This window comes from Luteimonas padinae, from assembly GCF_014652935.1.
GTDB lineage: Bacteria > Pseudomonadota > Gammaproteobacteria > Xanthomonadales > Xanthomonadaceae > Luteimonas > Luteimonas padinae.
Window position 1 is genome coordinate 15,632 of sequence record NZ_BMZT01000015.1, and the last position, 15,309, is coordinate 30,940.

At 64.0% G+C, this 15,309-nt stretch carries 11 protein-coding genes and 1 pseudogene; 7 read left to right on the plus strand and 5 right to left on the minus strand.

Annotated features, from left to right (window positions below; all coding sequences use genetic code 11):
- Nucleotides 1-96: 96 nt before the first annotated feature.
- The 4 genes from IE168_RS13935 to IE168_RS13950 all read left to right on the plus strand — a co-directional run bounded on the left by IE168_RS13935 (nucleotide 97) and on the right by IE168_RS13950 (nucleotide 7,611).
- Nucleotides 97-642 carry a biliverdin-producing heme oxygenase gene (locus IE168_RS13935; protein ID WP_189499319.1) on the plus strand — a complete coding sequence of 182 codons (546 nt, stop codon included), beginning with the start codon at nucleotides 97-99 and terminating at the stop codon, nucleotides 640-642.
- Nucleotides 639-2,339, plus strand: coding sequence for a GAF domain-containing protein (locus IE168_RS13940; RefSeq protein WP_189499328.1), 1,701 nt, complete (start codon nucleotides 639-641; stop codon nucleotides 2,337-2,339). The genes IE168_RS13935 and IE168_RS13940 overlap by 4 nt, the downstream gene beginning before the upstream one ends.
- Before the next feature lie 105 nt (nucleotides 2,340-2,444).
- Complete coding sequence (locus IE168_RS13945; RefSeq protein ID WP_189499335.1) at nucleotides 2,445-6,095, plus strand: methylmalonyl-CoA mutase family protein; 3,651 nt, start codon at nucleotides 2,445-2,447, stop codon at nucleotides 6,093-6,095.
- Between the two features lie 22 nt (nucleotides 6,096-6,117).
- The gene (locus IE168_RS13950) at nucleotides 6,118-7,611 is read left to right on the plus strand and encodes a hypothetical protein (protein ID WP_189499337.1); all 1,494 of its coding nucleotides are present in this window, start codon (nucleotides 6,118-6,120) and stop codon (nucleotides 7,609-7,611) included.
- A gap of 213 nt (nucleotides 7,612-7,824) precedes the next feature.
- Here IE168_RS13950 and IE168_RS13955 read toward each other — a convergent pair whose 3' ends face one another.
- The gene (locus tag IE168_RS13955; RefSeq protein WP_189499339.1) at nucleotides 7,825-10,914 is read right to left on the minus strand and encodes a DUF3427 domain-containing protein; all 3,090 of its coding nucleotides are present in this window, start codon (nucleotides 10,912-10,914) and stop codon (nucleotides 7,825-7,827) included.
- Nucleotides 10,915-11,013: 99 nt separating this feature from the next.
- On the opposite strand from IE168_RS13955, the gene IE168_RS13960 reads away from it, so the two are divergent.
- Nucleotides 11,014-11,382, plus strand: coding sequence for a hypothetical protein (locus IE168_RS13960; protein WP_189499341.1), 369 nt, complete (start codon nucleotides 11,014-11,016; stop codon nucleotides 11,380-11,382).
- A gap of 57 nt (nucleotides 11,383-11,439) precedes the next feature.
- On the opposite strand, the gene IE168_RS13965 is transcribed toward IE168_RS13960, so the two are convergent.
- Nucleotides 11,440-11,658, minus strand: a complete 219-nt coding sequence (locus tag IE168_RS13965) for a hypothetical protein (RefSeq protein WP_189499343.1) — start codon at nucleotides 11,656-11,658, stop codon at nucleotides 11,440-11,442.
- Nucleotides 11,655-12,713 (minus strand): nuclease-related domain-containing protein, encoded by a 1,059-nt coding sequence (locus IE168_RS13970; RefSeq protein ID WP_189499345.1) that lies wholly within the window; start codon nucleotides 12,711-12,713, stop codon nucleotides 11,655-11,657. The genes IE168_RS13965 and IE168_RS13970 overlap by 4 nt, the downstream gene beginning before the upstream one ends.
- Before the next feature lie 402 nt (nucleotides 12,714-13,115).
- Here IE168_RS13970 and IE168_RS13975 point away from each other — a divergent pair, with 402 nt between their 5' ends.
- Together IE168_RS13975 and IE168_RS14900 are read left to right on the plus strand one after the other, a co-directional pair.
- The gene (locus IE168_RS13975; protein ID WP_189499347.1) at nucleotides 13,116-13,514 is read left to right on the plus strand and encodes a hypothetical protein; all 399 of its coding nucleotides are present in this window, start codon (nucleotides 13,116-13,118) and stop codon (nucleotides 13,512-13,514) included.
- 313 nt (nucleotides 13,515-13,827) lie between these two features.
- Nucleotides 13,828-14,094 (plus strand): annotated as a pseudogene (locus IE168_RS14900) (integrase core domain-containing protein).
- Nucleotides 14,095-14,099: 5 nt separating this feature from the next.
- On the opposite strand, the gene IE168_RS13990 reads toward IE168_RS14900, so the two are convergent.
- On the minus strand, nucleotides 14,100-14,597 hold the full coding sequence (locus IE168_RS13990) for a hypothetical protein (RefSeq protein WP_189499349.1): 498 nt from the start codon (nucleotides 14,595-14,597) through the stop codon (nucleotides 14,100-14,102).
- A gap of 10 nt (nucleotides 14,598-14,607) precedes the next feature.
- Nucleotides 14,608-15,309 (minus strand): matrixin family metalloprotease (locus IE168_RS14650; protein ID WP_229823601.1); only part of this gene is annotated, 702 nt, incomplete at its 5' end.

Consider the following 15,309-nt stretch of genomic DNA (forward strand, 5'->3'; position numbering starts at 1 on the left):
ATGTTTGAATGCGGGTTCGCAGGCGGCCGTCGCCGCCATTGGATCCCGATGCCGACACGCACATCACCTGCCGCCAGGGGCGCCTTGGACCGGGGCGTGCTCGCCCAGGTCCGACTCGCCACGCGCGGCACGCACGACGCCCTGGATGCGCTGTTGCCGGTGGGCCTGCGTGACCTGCATGACTATCGCCGCTACCTGGGCGCGCTGCTGCCGCTGGCCGAGTGGCTCGCGCACGGCGATCGTCCCGACTGGCCCCGTGCGAAGACCGACTGGGACGACGGCCAGCGCCTCGACTGCCTGCGCGCGGACTGCGCCGCGCTCGACATCGACACCACGCCCGCCAGCGCGCCGTCCCCGCCCAGCTGGCCGCACTGGCTCGGCGGCTGCTACGTGATCGAAGGCTCCGCGCTCGGCGCGCGGCTGCTGTCGCGCCATGCCGCCGGCCTGGCGGAGGAACACGCCGAAGTGCGCGGCGCCCGCCGCTTCCTCGGCCACATCACCTCGGACCCGCCCCGCTGGGGGCGCTTCGTCCGCCTGCTCGACGCGCTGCCGGAAGGCGACGCGGGGGCAGCGACTTCCGGCGCGCGCGACGGCTTCGCCATCGTGCATTCGCGCCTTGCCCCTGGAGGAACCCCGGCATGAAGCCAGACCCCGCCCTGTTCGAACACGCCCTCGCCGCCTGCGCGCGCGAGCCGATCCACGTCATCGGCGCGGTGCAGCCGCCGGGCGTGCTGATGGTCTACCACGCCCGCGACCTGCGCATCGTCGCCGCCTCCGCGTACGCCGTGGCGCTGTTCGACACCGGCGACATGGACGCGCTGCTGCACCAGCCGGTCGAGTCGCTGCTGGACCGCGCGTCGCTGGCCGCGATCAACCGCGTGCTCGCGCGCGGCGAGCACGGCGCCTCGCAGTTCGCCTGTGCCACCAACGTCGGTCCGATGGGCGCGCTGCACGACATCTCCACGCACGCGTCCGGCGACCTGGTCCACGTCGAGCTGGAGCCCTCCGGCCTCGGCCAGCCGCTGGAAGGCGGCCACGCCGTGGTCGCCGGCCTCGATGCCGCGGCCGACGGCGCCGACTTCCTGCCCAGCATCGCCCGCCAGGTGCAGCGCATCTCCGGCTACGACCGGGTGATGGTCTACCGCTTCCTGCCCGACTACAGCGGCGAGGTGGTGGCCGAGGCCCTGGCCGGCGACCTGGCCTCGTACGACGGCCTGCGCTATCCCGCCTCCGACATCCCGCCGCAGGCGCGCGCGCTGTACCTGCGCAACCGCGTGCGCGTGATCGCCGACGTCGACGCCGAGCCGCAGCCCCTGATGCAGTCGCCCGAACTCGACGGCCCGATCGACATGAGCTTCGACGTGCTGCGCGCGGTGTCGCCGGTGCACCTGCAGTACTTGCGCAACATGGGCGTGGCCGCGTCGATGTCGATCTCGCTGGTGGTCGACGGCCACCTGTGGGGCCTGGTGGCCTGCCACCACGGCACGCCGCGCCCCGTCGACGCTCGCCAGCGCACCGCGCTGGAGATGGTCGGCCGGCACGCGTCGATGATCCTCGACGCGCACGAGCTTCGCGGCCGCGCCCGCGCCGAGGCCTCGCGCCGCAGCCGCCGCGACGCGCTGGAAGGCCGCCTCCACCGCGCACAGGACCCGAGGGCCGTGCTGTCGGGGATGATGGACCTGGCGCTGGGCTCGGTGGACGCCGATGGCCTGGCGCTTTGCCTGGACGGCGCCTGGCACGTGCACGGCCACACCCCGGACAGCCAGAGCCTCGCCAACGCCATCGCCTGGGCCGGCACCCAGGGCCATCGCGGCACCGCGGCCACCGCGCGCGGCGGCGACTGGCATGCGGACGCCCCGCAGGCCGCCTGCGGCCTGCTCGCCGCGCCGCTGGGGCAGGGCGCCGGCGACTGGCTGCTGCTGTTCCGCCGCGAGCAGCGCGAAACCGTGCGCTGGGCGGGCCGGCCCGACGCGCCCTTCCAGATCGATCCCGACGGCACCCGCATCGGCCCTCGGGCCAGCTTCGACGCCTGGGAGGAAGACGTGCGCGCGACCTCGCTGCCGTGGAGCGGCCGCGACTTCGAACTCGCACGGCGCCTGCGCATGGTGCTGGAGCGCTATCTCTCCGGCGCGGCGCGCCTACGCGCGCCCGGCCAGACCGTCGCGGAGCCGGACATTCCGATGCTGCGCTGGGATGCGCGCGAACAGGCCGAGCGTCTGCGCCGGCTGGCACAGCTGCTCGACGGCGCCTCGCCCGACCGCGAGCGCCTGCGGCGCATCCATGGGCTGCTGGAGCAGATGGAAGAGGAACTCGGCGCTCTGGCCGACGCCCTGGGCTGACCGCGCGCCCCGCGCGCCCCGTGCCGCCGTACGCCGGCGCAGGGGCGGGGCGCGGCCGCGCGCGGCTACAATCGGACCGTTTTCCATGGATTCCGACGGTTCCCGATGAGCGTTCCCGCCACCCAGACCCCCGTTGCCACTCGCGACGCCGCCACCCCGCTGCGTTTCGTCACCGCCGCCAGCCTCTTCGACGGCCACGACGCCGCGATCAACATCATGCGGCGGCTGATCCAGGCCCAGGGCGCGGAGGTGATCCACCTCGGACACAACCGCTCGGTGGAGGACGTGGTGCGCGCCGCGCTGCAGGAGGACGCCGACGGCATCGCGCTGTCGAGCTACCAGGGCGGGCATGTCGAGTACATGAAGTACATGGTCGACATGCTGCGCGAGCGCGGTGCGCCGCACATCCGCGTGGTCGGCGGCGGCGGCGGCACGATCACCCCGGAGGAGATCCGCGAGCTCGAGGCCTACGGCGTCGAGCGCATCTACCACCCCAACGACGGCATGAAGCTGGGCCTGGTGGAGATGATCGAGGACGTGGTGGCGCGTGTGTCCGGCGCCCGCGAGGCGCGCGCGGCCGAGGCGCGCGAGCCCGCCGGCACCCGCCCGGCGCTGGAGGACGAGATTGCCATCGGCCGCGTGCTCTCGGCGCTCGAGGACGGAACGTACGGCGAGTCCGAACTGGCCATGCTGCGCAAGCAGTGGGCCGCCGGCGCCGCGGGCCACGAGGGCCCGACTCCGGTCATCGGCATCACCGGCACCGGCGGCGCCGGCAAGAGCTCGGTGACCGACGAACTGCTGAATCGCTTCCTCGCCAGCTTCCCGCAGATGCGCATCGCCGTGATCTCGGTCGACCCCACCCGCCGCCGCACCGGCGGCGCGCTGCTGGGCGACCGCATCCGAATGAACTCGCTGCGCAGCCACCGCGTCTACATGCGCTCGATGGCCACCCGCCGCCAGAACGTGGCGACCAACGCCGTGCTGAAGGACTGCATCGGCTTCCTGAAGGGCCTGGGCTACGACCTGGTGATCGTGGAGACCGCCGGCATCGGCCAGTCGGACTCGGAGATCGTCGACCTGGTCGACTTCCCGATGTACGTCATGACCAGCGACTACGGCGCGGCCAGCCAGCTCGAGAAGATCGACATGATCGACTACGCCGAGCTGATCGTGCTCAACAAGTACGACAAGCGCGGCGCCGAAGACGCCCTGCGCGACATCCGCAAGCAGTGGAAGCGCAACCGCGTCGCCTTCAAGGTGGCCGACGAGGACGTGCCGGTCTATCCCACCATCGCCAGCCAGTTCAACGACCCCGGCATCAGCTGGATGTTCGCCAACCTGTGCCGCCTGCTGCGCGAGAAAGTGCCGGGTCTGGCCACCCCCTCCACTGTAGGAGCAGCTACAGCTGCGACCGGCACTGGCGAAAAGGTCGCAGCTGTAGCTGCTCCTACAGGAACGGGTGCGTCGCGCTGCGACTTCAAGCCGCACATCGACACCTCGCTCAAGGAACCCCGCGCCACCGTCCTGATTCCCGGCAGCCGCGTGCGCTACCTGGCCGAGATCGCCGAGCAGGGCCGCGCCATCAACGCCAGCATCGAAAAGCAGGCCGAGGCCGCCGACCGCGCCCAGTCCTTCTGGCAGTCCCTGCAGGAACTCGGCGACGACAGGCTCCCCAGCGCCTTGGACCTCTACAGCGCCGACGACCTGGTGGGCGAGGGCGACCGGACGCTGCTGACCCTCCGCCAGCGCTACAACGACGCCGTCCAGGCCCTCACCACGGAAAATCTCCGCAACCTCCGGGACTGGCCCCAGCGCCTCAAGTCCATCACCGACGACGTCAACGAATACCAGGTCCGCGGCAAGACCATCCGCGTCGAGAACTACCGCGAATCGCTCAGCCACCAGAAGATCCCGAAGATCGCCGCGCCGACCTACAAGAGCTGGGGCGAGCTGCTGACCTTCCTCGGCAAGGAGAACCTGCCGGGCAGCTATCCCTACACCGGCGGCGTGTACCCCTACCGCCGCACCGGCGAGGACCCGATCCGCATGTTCGCCGGCGAGGGCACGCCCGAGCGCACCAACCGCCGCTTCCATTACCTCTCCGTGGGCCAGCCCGCCGCGCGCCTGTCCACCGCGTTTGACAGCGTCACCCTGTACGGCGAGGACCCCGCGCCGCGCCCGGACATCTACGGCAAGATCGGCAACTCCGGCGTCAACATCCCCACGCTCGACGACATGAAGAAGCTCTACTCCGGCTTCGACCTGTGCGCGCCCACCACCAGCGTCTCGATGACCATCAACGGCCCCGCGCCGATGATCCTGGCGATGTTCATGAACTGCGCCATCGACCAGCAGGTGGAGAAGTACCTGAAGGCCGACGACGCCCGCTGGGCGGAGGCGCAGCAGAAGATCGACGCCTTCTTCGAAGGCCGGCTCCAGGAAGGGATGCAACGGCCGCAGTACTACGGCGAGCTGCCGCCCACCAACGACGGCCTCGGCCTGGCCTTCCTCGGCATGACCGGCGACCAGCTGGTGGACGCCGACACCTACGCCCGCATCAAGGCCGAGACCCTGGCCACCGTGCGCGGCACCGTGCAGGCCGACATCCTCAAGGAAGACCAGGCCCAGAACACCTGCATCTTCAGCACCGAGTTCGCCCTGCGCATGATGGGCGACATCCAGCAGTACTTCGTCGACAACAAGGTCCGCAACTTCTACTCGGTGTCGATCTCCGGCTACCACATCGCCGAGGCCGGCGCGAACCCGATCAGCCAGCTCGCCTTTACGCTCAGCAACGGCTTCACCATCGTCGAGTACTACCTGGCGCGCGGCATGAAGATCGACGACTTCGCGCCCAACCTGTCGTTCTTCTTCTCCAACGGCATGGATCCCGAGTACACCGTCATCGGCCGCGTGGCCCGCCGCATCTGGGCGCGCGCCATGCGCGAGCGCTACGGCGCCAACGACCGCAGCCAGATGATGAAGTACCACATCCAGACCAGCGGCCGCTCACTGCACGCGCAGGAGATCCAGTTCAACGACATCCGCACCACCCTGCAGGCGCTGTACGCGCTGTTCGATAACTGCAACAGCCTGCACACCAACGCCTACGACGAAGCCATCACCACGCCGACCGAAGAGAGCGTGCGTCGCGCCGTGGCCATCCAGATGATCATCAACAAGGAAATGGGGCTCAACTTCATCGAGAACCCCTGGCAGGGCAGCTTCGCCGTGGACTACCTGACCGACCTGGTGGAAGAGGCCGTGTACAGGGAGTTCGAGGCCATCAGCGAGCGCGGCGGCGTGCTGGGCGCCATGGACACCATGTACCAGCGCGGCAAGATCCAGGAAGAGAGCCTGTACTACGAGCACAAGAAGCACGACGGCAGTCTGCCGCTGGTGGGCGTGAACATGTTCCTGCCGAAGGAGCACGCCGGCGAGATCGCGACCGAGATCGAACTGATCCGCTCGACGGAAGAAGAGAAGGGGCAGCAGATCGAGAACGTGCGGCTGTGGCAGCAGTCACGCAACGTGCTGGCGCCGGTCGGGGAGACCGAGCATGGGCACGTGGTGGAGGACCAGGCCGCGGCGGCGACGGAGCCGCATGATGGGTATGGGCTGGGGTATCTGCAGAAGACGGCGCGGGAGCGCAGGAATGTGTTCGAGGCGCTGGTTGAGGCGGTGAAGACGCATAGCCTGGGGCAGATCAGTCATGCGCTTTATGATGTGGGTGGGGAGTATCGGCGGAATATGTGACCCATTTGAGGGGGGGTGTTTCATGAGTGATAATGTCGAGAGTCAGAGTGAGCTTAACCAGGTCGGAGGGGCGATAGATTCTCCGGAGCTGCGTTTGGTTGTCCGCTCATACCTGGAGTCTCTTCGAAACATCACTGAGACTGCGAAGATTGTTCTGCCACATCTGGCGGAATGGCTGCAGACAGAAGTTCAAAAAGTCGACGAAGTTGTTCGGAAGTATGCGCCGGAGGGGAAAGCTGGAGACGAAATCGTCTTTGATAACGCCAGGGAATTTGTGGAGTTCTCTGGCGCACTTCAAAGGTGGGATCGGCTGCAGAGCGACAAAAGTTTGCCGCTTCTGTCGCGCAGTCTCTTTATGCAGATTTTCTGCGAGTTCGATGCTTTTATTGGTCGTTTGCTGAAGGCGATCTATTTAAAGAGTGACTCACTTCTGCGCGGCATCTCACGAGAGATATCTCTAGTGGAGTTATTGGAGTTTGATAGTGTAGAAGCTGCAAGTAAGTCTATGCTAGAGCGGGAGGTTGACTCATTCAGGCGCGATAGCTATATCGAGCAGTTTGGACAGCTAGAGAGGAAGTTTGGAATTCCTCTGAAAAAGTTCGCGGAATGGCCGGAGTTCGTGGAGTTTGGGCAACGGAGAAACTTTTTCGCTCATAATGACGGAGTTGTGACTGATCATTATCTTTCGGTGTGCAAGAGGGAGGGGGGCGATGTATCTAGCTTGGTACCTGGCGAACGCCTCTCCGTCTCGCCTGCCTACTTAGCGCGTGCGCTGCTTGTCATGTCGAAACTCGGGTACATGTTGTGTCATACGTTATGGAGCAAGGTGTTTCCGGGCGAGGTTTCTGAAGTTCATGATTCCCTCAACTCAATCCTCTATGAATCTCTTGAAGATAAGCGGTGGAGATTCGCAGTCGGTCTCAGCGAGTTCGCTTTAAGCGACCAAATGCGAAAAGGCGTATCAGAAGTAGACCTTCGTTTGCGAATCATAAATTCCGCCATCGCAAGAAAGTTCTCGGGTGATGATGCGGAAACAGTTCGGCTGCTGCGTTCTGTTGACTGGACTGCAAGCTATCGTGATTTCAAGCTTGCAATCTTGATTTTGGAAGACAAGTTTGACGAAGCGATCTCGCTGCTGAGAGACATCGGTCGAAGGGGCGAGTTGCTTCATCAGGAAGCCTATCACTCTTGGCCCTTGTTTGAGAGGTTTAGAGAAAGAGAAGATTTTTATTCAATCTACGAAGAGATTTATGGGGAGCCTTACGAGGCAGATTCGAACGAGCTTTCGGCGCGACTGATTGCTGAGAATAAGCATGAGAAGGCGCGCTTGCCGGCGTCTGCAAACGCTGCCGAGTCGGCGAAGTTGAAAAAGGGCTCAAGCGCAAGAAAGACGACAGTCGGTGGTGTGGTCAGTTTGAAGAAGGCTTCGAAAAAATCTGCGAAAGAGCGTCGGGTGACGGTTGATGCGGGACAGGCGAGCGCTGCGAGCCAGCGAAAGCGCGGTAAAAGCGATTAAAGACGTTACTGAAGTTGGTATGTAAAGAGGCGTCGTGCTTGCACGTCCAATGTGCTGAAATGCCGTGCTCCAGCGGCTCGCGGCACTGATCGACGCGAAGCTTAGTGGCTATCGGGACGCAGGGCTGTGCTGGCATGGCAGAGCGGGAATGTGGAACGGGTCGTTCGCAGCTCAAGGACCAGTGCGCTCCCTCCCTAGCTTGGGAGAACACCCTTACGAAAGGGCTGCACCGAAGCTGGCAAACAGATCCCCGGGAAGTTCGTTCGAAAGACGCCAAGTAATGGCCATTGGTCGTTCTCCCTCGTGGCTCACATAGGTCGCCTGCCCCAGCAGCCAGAAAGCACGGTCGTTGGTTGTAAGGCGGGCGAAGGGCAGCACCACACTGCCATTGGCCTCATGGGTCTGGTACCGCATTCCTGTCTCGCTCGTTTCGCGCGTCCCAGACTGGCTCTCCCAATGAAGGAGCGTCGGGCTGATCGCATAGTCGCGGTAGCGTGTCGTAGGCGAAAAATGGCCGCTGGTCTTGTCCAAGGTAAAGGCCAACAAGTCGACTCGCGCTTCGGGAAGCCAGCGCACGCCTTCCCGCCACTCGGGCACCTTGAGGTCACCTCCGATCGCGAATGCGGCCAGGGCTTCTCGGCGGGTGTATCTGGCGTGCACGCAGAGCGGCACGTCAGGATGCGTTGAAAGGGGTTCCTGCACATGCTCGACGCGGCCGGACAAGACATCCAGCAGCTGACAGAGCTCGGCCAGGACTTGCGGATGTTCCCAGATGAGGTCAGCTGCGTCCTGTAGCGTCTCTTTATCTTTCAGCACGGTCTCGGTGAGGACGGTTGCGAGCATGTGAAGCAGTCGACGCGTCCGAATGTCCAGCCCGCCAACATCAGGCGCGGTCGGTGCTTCAGAGAAAGTCCGGTAGTGCTCGATGCGCAGGGCGTCGTCGATATGAAGCAGGCGCCCGAGTGCTCGCCGCAGCGGTGTTTCATGTGGTCCGCCAGGAAGCGTAGCAACGCCACCGGCTTCGAGAAGATCGGACCAGCTCCTGTTGTTGGCGTAAACGTCCTCCAGCTCGATCCCGGTCTGGTTGAGGAAGTTCTTCAGCGTGACCGTCGGGTCAGCCTCGGCGACGCGCCGCAGCTCTTGCGCCCGGGCCGGCCAGGTGTTCGGGAGGCTCTGGCGGATGTTCTCCAGCACATGCTGCGAGGCCACCGCGTCGAGCTGCATGTGGCAGCCGCTCGGCAAGTACGGGAAGCCTTCCTCAATGGTGCGCTCGATCTGTTTCCGGCTTCCCCCAAGCAGGGCGGCGTAACGGCGATGCATCTGGAACTCTTTGCGGTGCTGGCCGACGAAGTCCAGCACGGTGCAGACGCTCTTGTTGGGCTCGCGCCGCAGGCCGCGCCCAAGCTGCTGCAGGAACACGGTGGGACTGTCCGTCGGCCTCAGCAGTAGCAGGGTGTCGACCGAAGGGACGTCGACGCCCTCGTTGAAGAGGTCCACCGAGAAGACGATACGGATCTCCCCGGCGGCCAGTGCCTCCAGCGCCTGCCGCCGCACTTCGCGCGGGGAGTCGGCCCAAACGGCCACGGCGGGGAGGTTGGCGGCATTGAACTGCTGCGCCATGAACCTGGCATGCGCCACGGAGACGCAAAAGCCGAGGGCGCGCATGGTCTCCGGGTTGGGGACCGTCTGCAGCGCGTTGGCGATGATCCGCCGCGCCAGCACGTGATCGCCGGTGACGAGTTGGCTGAGCTCCTGTGGGTCGTAGCCGCGCCCTCTGCGCCAGCTGACGTTTCGATAGTCGGCGCCATCGGCGATCCCGTAATAGGCAAAGGGCACCAGCCGGTGCTGGTCGATCGCATCCCAAAGCCGGAGCTCCGCGGCAATCCGGCCGCCGAACCATTGCAGGATGGGTTCGTCGTCGCCGCGCTCCGGCGTTGCGGTCAGGCCGAGCAGCTCCCGCGGCAGCAGGTGGTCCAGGAGCGCCTTGTAGGTGGGTGCGGCCGCGTGGTGGAACTCGTCGATGATCACGACATCGAAGTGATCGGCCGGCAGGTTGTCGAGTCCCCGGGCGCTGAGGCTCTGGATGGACGCAAAGACATGTTCGAAGCGGGCAGGGCGGTCGCCGCCCACCCACAGCTCGCCAAAGGCCGCATCCCGGAGCGCATGTCGGAAGGTGGCCAGGCTCTGGTCGAGGATCTCCTTGCGGTGGGCGACGAACAGCAGCCTTGAGCGCGGCAGGCGCTTGCGCAGGCGCTGGTAGTCCAGGGCGGCCATGACCGTTTTGCCGGTTCCGGTGGCCGAAACCAACAGGTTGCGGTGGTGGCCCTGCAGGCGGGAGAGCTCGATCAGCTCCAGCAGGCGCGACTGGAACGGCTCGGGGCGGATTTCGACGGGGCTCAGGTAGACCCGGGGGCCCTCCGCTCCCGTTTTGGTGAGGTCGCGGAACTCCTCTGCATCAAAGTCCCGGAAGTCGTCGTTCTGCCAGTAGCTCTCGAACACCGCCGAGAACTTGTCGATGACGTCCGGGTTGCGGGCGCCTGACACCCGGACGTTCCACTCCAGGCCGGTGACCTGGGCCGAGTAGGTCAGGTTGGACGAGCCGATGTACGCGGTGGAAAAGCCGGTGTGGCGGTGGAACAGCCAGGCCTTGGCATGGAGCCGGGTGCTGGAGGTGTCGTAAGACACCCGGATCTGGGCGCCAAGCTCGCGCAGCGCTTCGAGCGCGGCGAGCTCGGTGGAATTGGTGTACGTGGTAGTCAGCAGACGGAGCGGCCGGCCGCCGTCGACGTGTCGGCGCAACAGTTCGAGCATCGGCCGGATGCCCGTCTGGCGCACGAAGGCCATCAGCACGTCGATGCGGTCGGCCGATGCGACTTCGGAGTTGAGCTGGAAGCCGATGCGAGGCTCGCCCGGCGCATTGGTCAGTAGCGTGGTGTCGAGGAGCGGCGTGGCCGGAAGCGGGACATCCTCGGGCTGGCCGTCGGGACGGAGGGCGGCGATGGCGCGGAGGACGTCGCCTGCCTCAGAGAGCGCGTCGCTGGCATCCACGCCTTTACCTGCGTTGGCCAAGAGGTGCGTGATCTCGCGTGCCAACCTGACGCCGACCTCGTTGCGCTGGCGAACGTCCAGCCCGGAGAGGCTACGACGCACGAGCGCAGACAAATGGTAGGCGATTCGGTCGGCCGCTTCCTCGGGATGCAGCGCATCACGGGCGGCTCGGTATTGGGGGTTCAGCGCTGACAGAGCCTCTTCGAGGCCCTCGGTCACCAGCTGCTCGTAGAGTCCGCGTGCGAGTCCCGTCATGGCGCCCAGGCTAGCAGCTCGCGCTGGCATTTCGCTCGTTCGCAAGCTCTGAGATCCGTGACCATTAGTCTTGATCCGACAGCCAACGGAGGGCGGAACATGGACAAAGCACTGAGCGTCTTCGAGTACATCTATCGGGACGGAGGCAACTTCAAAACCGGCGGGCGGCTGCTGCTATCGGGGTACGACCCAGCTGCCGATGCGGAGACTCGGCGCTGTCTTGAATGGGACAACCAATTCGTTGCCGAGCAGATCGCCGTGCCGTCCTTGTGCGAAGAGCACTGGGAGTCGGTCGGCGAGGATCCCTCAGACCTCGACCATGCCTTCCACGAATTCGTTGGCCTTCGGCGCGCCGAGGAGCCTGATCTGGCGCTGCCGGTTTGGGGCACGCTTGAGGTGATGCTGGGACGTATGCGGAAGGCAGCCGGAAAGTGGGATGTAACGCTGTCGCCCAATTGCGACCTGTGAGCGAAGAATGGGTATTCGGAGGTCAACAACGCGCACGCCGGGGGCGGCGCTCCCTGCTCATGTCGGCCGAGCCGATGTTCGGCGAAGAACAAAATAGGTGGCAACGATGACGGTGGCCTGCAGAACCGCCAGCGGCGGAAAGAACATATGGGTCGCCGTCCAGAGAAGGCACAGGCCGGCTGCAACATTGAGCCAAGTGCGGCCGAGCCTGCGCGCCATCATCAGGATTCCAATGAAGAGCAGTTGGTACAGCAGGACCGGGACCGTGAGGTTCACGGCGGTGCAGCTCCGGCAGCGTTGGTGTGGAACAGATCGCTGCTGCCGCAGGCCTCGCATTCCCGATAGAAGCTGTCTTTTTGCTTGCGCAGCCGGGGCGAGTGCCCGGGCTTGCAGCTGAAACGGATGGCGGTGTTGGTACCGCACCCGCTGCATTGGAAGTAATAGCCGTAGCGACCGTACTGGATCTGGCCATCCGCTTTGCCGCACTGCTTGCATGCGGGGCCGGGGCGCGCGTCAGACACTTGGGCTGGTACAGCGTTGACAGTCGGTTCGATGCGCGGAGCCGGTCGGCTGACTCTTTCGAGGGGTACTGGCGCTGCAGCTGATTCTTCTGACGCTGTCCCGGCGTGCACCGTGCTAGGGCCCGGTCGATGCAGGGCCGCAAGCTGGCGGGCTACGAATTCCACTGTTTCGCCCGAGACGATCTTCGCAGCCATTCGCATCATGCCGAGCAGCGGGTTCTCGTTGTCGAAGTCACGCCAGATCGCCTTCTTGAGCTGATCCGCTTTGACCACTCTGGACGTATCGAACTTGCGCGGTCGATCAATGCGGGCATTCGGACCGACCAGCACGAAGGACTGGAACGCCGGCGGGATCCGCACACCCAGGCGCGTAGGCAGCTCAATGCCGGACATGACCCCCTTGAGCACCTGGATATGCCGCTCGTTCTGCTCGAGCGGCGAGGCCATCCCTTCGAAGGTGCGCCGATAGTTGTTCCATCGCAGAAATTCGCCGATTTCAGTGATCTTGAGGCCGGCGTGGAACTGCTTGGTTTCCAGGACGTAAACGTCCATCCAGCGGTTGATCAACAGATGGTCGATCTGCGCAACCCGGCCCTCATGCTCCAGCCTCAGGTCATGGATGACCGCCCAGTTGGGCGACTGCGCATAGTCGAAGTTGATCAGATAGGCCGAATCTCTTTCACCCTTGACTCCGGCCTTGCGTCGGCGAAGCTCGTCCGCCGCTTGCTTGGCGTTCGGCCCTGTCCCCATCGCTAGGCGCTCGAGCGCCTCGAGTTGCGCGGTCTGATCGTCCGCGTCCTTGATCAGCATGATCTACCCCCTTCCCTTGGGCGCAGGATACCGCGAACGGAAGGGGGCGAAACCGTCCAGCCATCCAGACCAGTCACTACGTCATCGGGCCTGCGGGCGCAGCACTGGTCACACTGGTCGATCAACTGGGCCGGTACTTCAGCGAGGAGCAACCACTTGACGCCGAACGTCGGGTAGGCGTAGGTTCGAACCCAAGGAGCGTCGAAACTCCTCTAAGAGCGGTACCCACCTCCGACAAACTGGTGGGTTTTTTGTGCCTGTATCTCTTGCAGGCGCAGCCGACGCGAAGCCTGCGTCGGGAGGGCGGCTAATACAACACCCGCAAGGGGAATATGCCCGCCGGCTCTTAGCGGTTTCGAACCTCCCGACTTCCCGTCCGCCATCCCGGCGGGCGGCCACTTCATGGAGGAACAGGCGATGACGACTCGGCGGAACAAGGGCGATCCGGACAGCAGCCATGCGGGTCCGGCGGAAGAAGGGATGAACCATCCACCCGGCGGCGGCGCGGAAGATGCGTATGCCTGTGGAATCGCGGTCAGGCAGCTGGATGCGCTGGACCGGCTGCTGCGGATGCTCGCGGCCCACGGCGACCTGCTGGCCACGACGCGGGTGACCGATCTGGCCGAAGGCACGCTCCCCGCGATCGGCGAGGCGCTCCACGCGCACGCACTCGCCATGCGGGACATCCTCGACCATGTGGAGACGCAGCGCCTGGGCGAGGCGCCCGACAGGCGGGACGGGGTGGAGGAACGGCGCGCGATCTACGCTGTGACCCAGCTCTGCATGACGGCGTTCCACTGAGGTCGGGAGGCGCCGGTCCGGCGAGGGCACCTCGCCGGTCGCGGCACCGCTGGCCTCGGACGCAGCTCTTTCGACGGCCGCCAGTGGTCCAGTGTGCTTCATATATTGGCCATCGGGACGACGTCACGCACGAATCGGTGACGGTCGAACGTGGAGCGGAATATCTGGGGTCGCGGCGTGGTGCGCGTCCTGCAGCATCTCGCGATCCAGCGTGGCCTGCCGGAGGCGATCCGCCCCGCCAAACAACGACAAGGAGTCATGTGGTATGACCTGTGCTTGAGTAGGCACACGCCCGCGACGCTGCCTGCGCCTGATTGAGCCAACGAAACCCAGTCAGAACAAATACGTCGAGAGATTCAACGGCCGCCCGCGCGATGAGCGTCTCACCCAGGACTGATTCACCAGCCTGCTGCACGCCCGCATCGTCATCGAAACTTGGCGTCGGGAATACAACGAGGAGCGACCAAAGAACGTGCTTGGAGGCGTTATCCGCAAGCCAAGGCCTATGCCAAAACCGTGGCTGGGCTCGGGAGCCCTAACCCCGGATTCAAAGGCCGTCCGCTACCTGAGAGCGGGATGAGCCACTCATTCAGTACTGTCATCAAGCTCAAAAAGCAGGGACTGTTTAATTGCTTGAGCAGGTGGAATGCATTCCTTTCGTTGTCTGCAGAAAATTCCAATCGATAGTCGCGCCGTCTCGACCTCTGCGTCACCAGACTGGAGTGGTGCCCGCCTTTCCACTATCCTGATCCCGTAAGGATAATATTTCATGCCTTGCGTGATTTCTGCCTGTTCGAGTAGTTGTCCCGACATGGCCTCATACGAGACTGTATTTGTCGCGTCAAACGGAATTTGCGGTGCATGCGTACCAGACTCAACTATAATCTTGACGGAGCTACTGGTAAACTCTGCGAGCCGGCTGTCAGATCCCGCGGTTGGGTTTCGTCTAAACTCCGCTGGCAGGCTGAGTTCCACACTCCCAAACAATGAATGTCTTTCCAGCATCGGCTTGCTAGTTGCCAAGGTGGCGCAGCCGATGCTCGGGAGTGCGGCGAAAAAGACTAATAGAAGGCGTGAATTCACTCTTAATTACTCAGGGATAAATAGTGATTTTTCCTGTCCTGTCCCGCGCATGCAATGCGCGCTTGGTCTGCCCCAAAGAAACAGTTGGGTGCATTACGACAGAAGTGGAATAATTGTCGTGTAGCAGGCGGAGTACATGTCCTAGTTCGTGTAGAATTACTGTTTCAAAGTCATACTTGTTGCTGGGTGCCGCCGCGAGTCCACTATGAAAGCTGCCGCCAGTAAGCATCGATTGATTTACCCAGACATCGCCGTCTGTAATAATCGACGTGCCGGTCGCTACACAAACCCGCGCCTCCGCAGCAGTTGTAGCGGTAGATACGTCAAAGGCCTCTCCTATGCCTGACTGGGAATCGCAAGGGCGGTTGTTCGCAGCGCCGCTCGGATGATAACTATTAAATCCGCCAGAAATATATCGAAAACCCGGCCCAACAGCGTTCCAAGTGGACATGGCTCTACTCGCGGCATCCCGCTCGGAGTCGTAGAAGTAGTGGGTAATCGTTATGCTGCGCGATGGAACTCCCCAGCGCATTATAGGGTTTGGATATACTTGAGCGCCTGCAACCGCTGAGAAAAAAAGTAGTGCAATAGGTGCAATTTTCGGCGACTTTATGAGCATCTCGTCCTGGTCTAGGGAAGGTCTGATCAAAGCGCCCTGAAGCTTGGATTTCAGCGTCGAGCGCTCGATCGACCTCGATTTGATCAAAGTTGC

What these genes read in the sequence shown, in the direction of transcription:
- IE168_RS13975 (WP_189499347.1), top strand. Translation starts at nt 13,116, where the DNA reads ATGGAGGAACAGGCGATGACGACTCGGCGGAACAAGGGCGATCCGGAC.
- IE168_RS13970 (WP_189499345.1), bottom strand. Translation starts at nt 12,713, where the DNA reads ATGCTGATCAAGGACGCGGACGATCAGACCGCGCAACTCGAGGCGCTC.
- IE168_RS13945 (WP_189499335.1), top strand. Translation starts at nt 2,445, where the DNA reads ATGAGCGTTCCCGCCACCCAGACCCCCGTTGCCACTCGCGACGCCGCC.
- IE168_RS13950 (WP_189499337.1), top strand. Translation starts at nt 6,118, where the DNA reads ATGAGTGATAATGTCGAGAGTCAGAGTGAGCTTAACCAGGTCGGAGGG.
- IE168_RS13940 (WP_189499328.1), top strand. Translation starts at nt 639, where the DNA reads ATGAAGCCAGACCCCGCCCTGTTCGAACACGCCCTCGCCGCCTGCGCG.
- IE168_RS13955 (WP_189499339.1), bottom strand. Translation starts at nt 10,914, where the DNA reads ATGACGGGACTCGCACGCGGACTCTACGAGCAGCTGGTGACCGAGGGC.
- IE168_RS13960 (WP_189499341.1), top strand. Translation starts at nt 11,014, where the DNA reads ATGGACAAAGCACTGAGCGTCTTCGAGTACATCTATCGGGACGGAGGC.